5 protein-coding genes and 1 pseudogene are annotated in these 5,755 nt (G+C 28.9%); 5 read left to right on the top strand and 1 reads right to left on the bottom strand.

Annotation, left to right across the window (positions count from 1 at the left end; genetic code table 11):
* Nucleotides 1–264: 264 nt before the first annotated feature.
* Nucleotides 265–531: a type II toxin-antitoxin system RelB family anti-toxin gene (gene relB / locus B4E59_RS01160; protein WP_114999438.1), complete on the top strand. Its 267-nt coding sequence runs from the start codon at nucleotides 265–267 to the stop codon at nucleotides 529–531.
* Between the two features lie 2 nt (nucleotides 532–533).
* Complete coding sequence (locus B4E59_RS01155; protein ID WP_291050828.1) at nucleotides 534–1,796, top strand: type II toxin-antitoxin system HipA family toxin; 1,263 nt, start codon at nucleotides 534–536, stop codon at nucleotides 1,794–1,796.
* Nucleotides 1,797–1,982: 186 nt separating this feature from the next.
* Here the strand turns inward: B4E59_RS01155 and B4E59_RS01150 are convergent.
* Nucleotides 1,983–2,114: pseudogene (locus tag B4E59_RS01150) on the bottom strand (IS3 family transposase); the annotation flags it as partial.
* A 1,835-nt stretch (nucleotides 2,115–3,949) separates the two neighbouring features.
* Between B4E59_RS01150 and B4E59_RS01145 the strand changes: the two are divergent.
* The 3 genes from B4E59_RS01145 to B4E59_RS01135 are packed head-to-tail and all read left to right on the top strand — an operon-like array spanning nucleotide 3,950 to nucleotide 5,423.
* Nucleotides 3,950–4,156, top strand: coding sequence for a helix-turn-helix transcriptional regulator (locus tag B4E59_RS01145; protein ID WP_114999434.1), 207 nt, complete (start codon nucleotides 3,950–3,952; stop codon nucleotides 4,154–4,156).
* Entirely contained in the window at nucleotides 4,153–4,479 is a 327-nt protein-coding gene (locus B4E59_RS01140; protein ID WP_219035292.1) for a HipA N-terminal domain-containing protein, read from the top strand. The genes B4E59_RS01145 and B4E59_RS01140 overlap by 4 nt, the downstream gene beginning before the upstream one ends.
* On the top strand, nucleotides 4,476–5,423 hold the full coding sequence (locus tag B4E59_RS01135; protein ID WP_291050824.1) for a HipA domain-containing protein: 948 nt from the start codon (nucleotides 4,476–4,478) through the stop codon (nucleotides 5,421–5,423). Before B4E59_RS01140 ends, B4E59_RS01135 begins: the two co-directional genes overlap by 4 nt.
* Nucleotides 5,424–5,755: the final 332 nt, after the last annotated feature.

Below are 5,755 nucleotides of genomic sequence, written 5' to 3'. Positions count from 1 at the left end.
AAGAGTTTTATCAACTTTTAAATTACACAGATGATGTGGATTTAAATAAGAAATTAGAAGAATGGGAAAACTTTTATAATTTCAAAAGACCACATGGTTCATTTAAAGGAAAAACACCTTATGAAATACTTAAATCTAAACTAAAATAATTATATTTAAAGTCTACGAAGTCATGAAGTACGACAGGTTTAATACAAACAAAATGTATACATTATTATATATTTTGTCTAAAATTCGTACATTTGATTATTATAATATACATTTATGTTAGATTTCACAACAATAAAAGATGTAAAAAATTCAATTGGTGAATGGTGTAAGAAAATGCGAAAAGCAGAACACTTAACACAACAAGAATTAGCTGATGAATTAGCGCTTTCTCGTTTAACAATTGCTAAACTTGAAAATGGAGAGAATCCTACAATCGAAACTCTTTTGAAAGTATTACAGTATTTTGACGAAATGAAATCAATCAATCAATTCGTTTCAGATAAAATTGAAAATTTAGATAATAATCAATCCATGTATTAATTATGGCAAAGAATCAAATCATTTCAATCAATTTTCATGGAATTGAAATTGGTAAAATTGGTTATGACGAAAACCAAAGGAAATCTTCATTCCAATATAATCCTGATTTTTTGGAGAATAACATCTATAAAAAAATATTTCCTTACGTCATTCGTAGAACACCTAATGTACAAGTATTTTCTGAGTTTGAGGGAGAAACGTTTCGAGGTTTACCTCCTATGATTGCTGATTCTTTACCTGATTTTTTTGGAAACATTGTTTTTAAGGAATGGCTTGAAGCGACTCAAAAAGACATAAGTTCAATCACTCCTTTAGAACAGCTTACTTACGTAGGAAAAAGAGGTATGGGAGAGATAGAATTTTCACCTGCAAAAGAAATTAGATCCAATCAAACAATTAATGTCGATGAAATTACAGAAGTAGTTAAAAAAGTATTGGATTTAAAAACTTCCACCGAAGAAAAAGGATTAAGTGATATTGCTTTACTGAATATTTTCAAGATTGGAACTTCAGCTGGCGGTGCACTACCTAAAATTTTGGTTTCGGAAAATAAATCTACAGGACATTTAATTCCTGGTGATTTAGAAACTTCTGAAGAATATAATCATTATTTAATCAAGCTTTCGATCGACGAAGATCAAGGCTATTCAAAAGAAAAAATCGAATATATTTATTATCAAATTGCAACTTCCATTGGAATTGAAATGATGCCTTCTAAATTAATTGAAGATAAACATTTTGCAACATTACGATTTGATCGTCAAAATGGACAAAAACAGCATATTTTGACAGCTTCAGGAATGACAGGGTGGGATTTCAAAAAGCCTGAAAATTCGTCTTATGAAAATCTTTTTAAACTAGCCTTTGATTTGAAACTTTCGCACAAAAATATTCAGCAATTATTTAAACGAATGGCTTTTAATCTTGTTTTTTTTAATATTGATGACCATTTAAAGAATTTCTCATTCATTTATGATACAGAAAAAGACCGTTGGAATTTAGCTCCTGCCTATGATTTAACCTATCCGTTAGATGCTTTAAAAAACTATCTTCGAATTTCAAGAGCGATGTCTATTAATGGAAAACGAACTGAAATTAATCGAACTGATTTACTGAAAATAGCTGATTTATTCACGATTAAAGATGCTAACGGAATTATTGATGAAGTCGTACAATCGACTAATCAATTCAGAATCCTATGTCAAAAACAAAATATTACTGAAAAAGTGATTGATAAAATTGAATCTGAGTTTTTAATGTTTTAATTAAAAATAGCGTGATACTAAATACAATTCGTTCAAGAGGATTTTGAATATCTTCAAAGAAAGACTCAGTTAATTTATATTGATAAGGGTTTTTGCTATTGAAGATTTTTATATTAATAGAAGATTTGCAGTTTTATGTAAGCAAATTTTGATAGCTGGTTATGCAAATAAAAAGTACAGTAAAATTTAAGCTACATTTTTGTAAACATTATTTAAGTTATTAAATTCTTCAATTGTTTTGTAATTCAATGAGCTGTGTCTTCTTTTTCTGTTGTACCAAATATCAATGTATTGAAATATTTCGCTTTCCATTTGTTTTATGAAAATCTGTACGTTGTCAAAATGATTTGGACACCTCTTTCTAAAAATTAAGAGAGTGTTTGGTTTATAAATTTATTATTTTTTCTTTCGAACACACTTTAGATCCTTTGCTCGTAATTCTGAACAATTTAACTAAAATTCGTCATTTCGATACTAAATCGTCGGATTTTTAATTTCTTTTTCAATATTCAAGTTTTAAATTTACTTTTAATAAGGAATTAAAAAACCGTCATTGCTGAAGAGTCGAGTGTCAATTCGGCGTAGTGAGCGTTAAAAATGATTTACTGTTCTCATTTTATATGTGAATGATTTAAAGCATTTAGTGAGTAGCCGTTATTGACCGATTTGTAGGCACAGACTTGACGTTTTTGGTTCGTTTTTGCGTCAAGGTAAAAATGAATGAAGGTAGTTTTGAAAAACGAGAATAATCTTTCTATCACTTTTTTATTCATAGCTTATCTATTTTAATTATCGGTATTCATATGCCCTTCGGGAAAGTTCATCAAAAAAAACATTTGAAATTAAAAGGAGGAGCCATGGTATGGCTCAGGTAATACTTATTTCTTTTTTTCATTTTTTATTCATTACTTTTCTATTTTAATTATCGGTATTTATATGCCCTTCGGGTAAGCTCATCCAAAAAACATTTGAAATTAAGAGGAGGAGCCATGGAATGGCTCAGGTAATTCAACTAACTAAATTATCTCCATAAAGTTGGCAACTCGCTTCACTCAGACACTCCAACTTTTTTATTCCAATAATTTAGAGTTGAATTGCATTTCGATTCTAAATCGTCGGATTTTTCTAATCCTTTTTTCTAATTCAGATTCGTTATCACTTTTATCAACGGATTTTAGAGTCGACTTACGATTTGCAGACGAGCTTCAATCCATTGAAACAAGCGTAAAAAAGATTAGTGAGCGATAGCGAATCATTTAATCTTTTTAGTGCGTAAAATGGTAATTGAACGTCGAAAATCGCAGTCTTGATTTTTTGATTACTTTTTGATCAAGCAAAAAGTAATAAATAAAGAACTACTAATTATTCTCTTATTCACGTAATTATGTTCAGAACCTCAACTCGTTGTTAATTTGAGGTATCGAGAAATCTATTACTTTCATTTTTTTATTCATAGCTTATCTATTTTAATTATAGGTATTCAGATGCCCTTCGGGGAATAGTCAAAAAAACTAACGAAAAAAGACTTGGCTGTAAAACTCTCTACTAAATATGTTCTCATTTCTCTAAAGATTTTAAAAACCCTACGGGCTAATACCTTTTTAAGTTTCATTCAAACATTTTCTTAACGTGTGTGTTTTAATACCGTTTTCGTCATTCTTTTCCAATATTCAAATTCGCTTTTAGTACGGTCACTGAGGTTTTAGAAGGAAAAAATCAAACATGCGACGGGAATAGATCGTAAAAATGTGGCTTCGTGAACCTCAGCCACCAAGAAAAACCTGTTCCTAGGCTCTCGAAGGGAAAAGATCAAACTATCAAGAAGAAAAGGTTTTCAGTATGGTTAAAATTTAGTTTATATCCATTTGTTATACGTCTTAATTAAAATTCGTCAGTTCGAGTGATTTTTCGAAATAATAATGAAGAAAAATTGTATCGAGAATAGAATTTTATCTTCAAAAAATTCAGCCACCAAAAGATCGTTCCCTGAGTTCTAAAAAGGAAAATATCGTAAAAGTGTGACTTCGAGAACCTCAGCCACCAAGAAATAATCGTACCCTAAAAGGTATAATACTTACGTTTATATAAATTTTATACCTTATTGGGTATAAAACAAAAATTATGACTATATTTATACCTCAAAGGGTATAAGTATGAATCAATCAATTGCAGAATTTATCAAACAAAAAAGAAAAAGATTAAAACTTACACAACCTGAATTGGCTGAGAGAGCTGGAGTTGGTTTAAGATTTATTCGTGAACTAGAACAAGGAAAACCTTCTGTAAGATTAGATAAAGTTAATCAAGTTTTAGCTTTATTTGGTTCTGAAGTTGGTGTAATTGATAAAATTGAGCAATGAGAAAAGGTTTAGTCTATTATAAAAATCTATTTGCAGGAACAATTTCTGAAAATGAAAATGGTTATATTTTTAAATACGATCAAGAATATTTGAATAATTTGGAATCGAAACCAATTAGTTTAACGCTTCCAAAACAACAAGATTCGTATGAAAGTAAAATTTTATTTCCTTTTTTTGATGGATTAATACCAGAAGGTTGGCTTTTGAATATTGCAGTAAAAAATTGGAAATTAAATTCTAAAGATCGTTTTGGTTTATTATTAACCCTTTGCAAAGATTGTATTGGAGCTGTTTCTATCATTTCAAATAATGAAGAATTATGAAAAAATGCCTTAGTTGTTACAAAGAATTAGCAGAAAATGAAATTGATTTTCATTCTAAATGTTCTAAAAAAATATTTGGTTCAATAAATCCTCCTTCAATTGATTTTGACAGCAAACAATTAGAAGAATTAGCAAAAGAGTTAATTGTAAAAAGTGTGACAGTTACAGGTGTGCAACCAAAATTATCTTTAAATCTTATAAGCGATATAAATAAACAATCGAGATTTACAATTGTGGATCTTGAAGGAAATTATATTTTAAAACCTGCTTCAAAAGAATATATCGACTTACCCGAAAATGAAGACTTAACCATGCATTTAGCGGAATTGGTAAAAATAAAAACAGCAACACACACACTTATTCGGCTTAAATCAGGTGAATTGGCTTATTTAACAAAGCGATTTGATCGAAAAAATCAAGATAAAATTGCTGTTGAAGACTTTTGTCAATTGACTGAAAATTTAACGGAACATAAATATCGAGGATCAATAGAAAAAATCGGAAAATTAATCTATCAACTAACTAAAAATAGTGGATTTGAAGCTCAAAAATTATTTGAAATTGTTTTATTTAATTACTTGACTGCAAATGCTGATATGCATCTTAAAAACTATTCATTAATCGAAAATGATTTCAATGAATACGAATTATCTCCAGCTTACGATTTATTGAATACACTGTTATTAATTCCCAATGATAAGGAAGAATCTGCATTAACAATTAATGGTAAAAAAAATAGATTAAAAATAGAAGATTTCAATCAGTTAGCGAAAACATTAAAAATACCTAATAAATCAGTAGAATCTATTTACAAAAGATTCATCAAAATTAAACTAAAATGGATCGATTTTGTGGAGATTAGTTTCTTAAATAAGGATACTAAACAAGCGTATATTGAAACATTGAACACTAGATTTAATAAATTGTTTAGTTCTAATAATTAGAGCAAGTATGACTTCAAGAACCTCAGCCACCAAGAAAACCCGTTCCATGAGGCACTCGAAGGGAAAAGAGTAAACACTCGAAAGGAAAAGATCGTAAAATGTGACTTCGAAAACCTCAGCCACCAAGAAATCGTTCCCTGAGCATTCTAAATGCAGTATCTTTCTATCACTTTTTTATTCATAGCTTAATCTATTTTAATTATAGATATTCATTTGAAACAATTAATAACTCATGAATAAAAAATGAATGAATATAGTTTTTCAAAATCCTTTTTCTAATTCAAATTCGTTGTCACTTTTAACAACAAATTTTGTCATTCTGATTTCTATGA

The sequence above is a fragment of the Empedobacter sp. UBA2044 genome (assembly GCF_002333005.1).
Taxonomy (GTDB): domain Bacteria; phylum Bacteroidota; class Bacteroidia; order Flavobacteriales; family Weeksellaceae; genus Empedobacter; species Empedobacter falsenii_B.
This window is presented reverse-complemented; position numbering and strand designations above follow the sequence as displayed.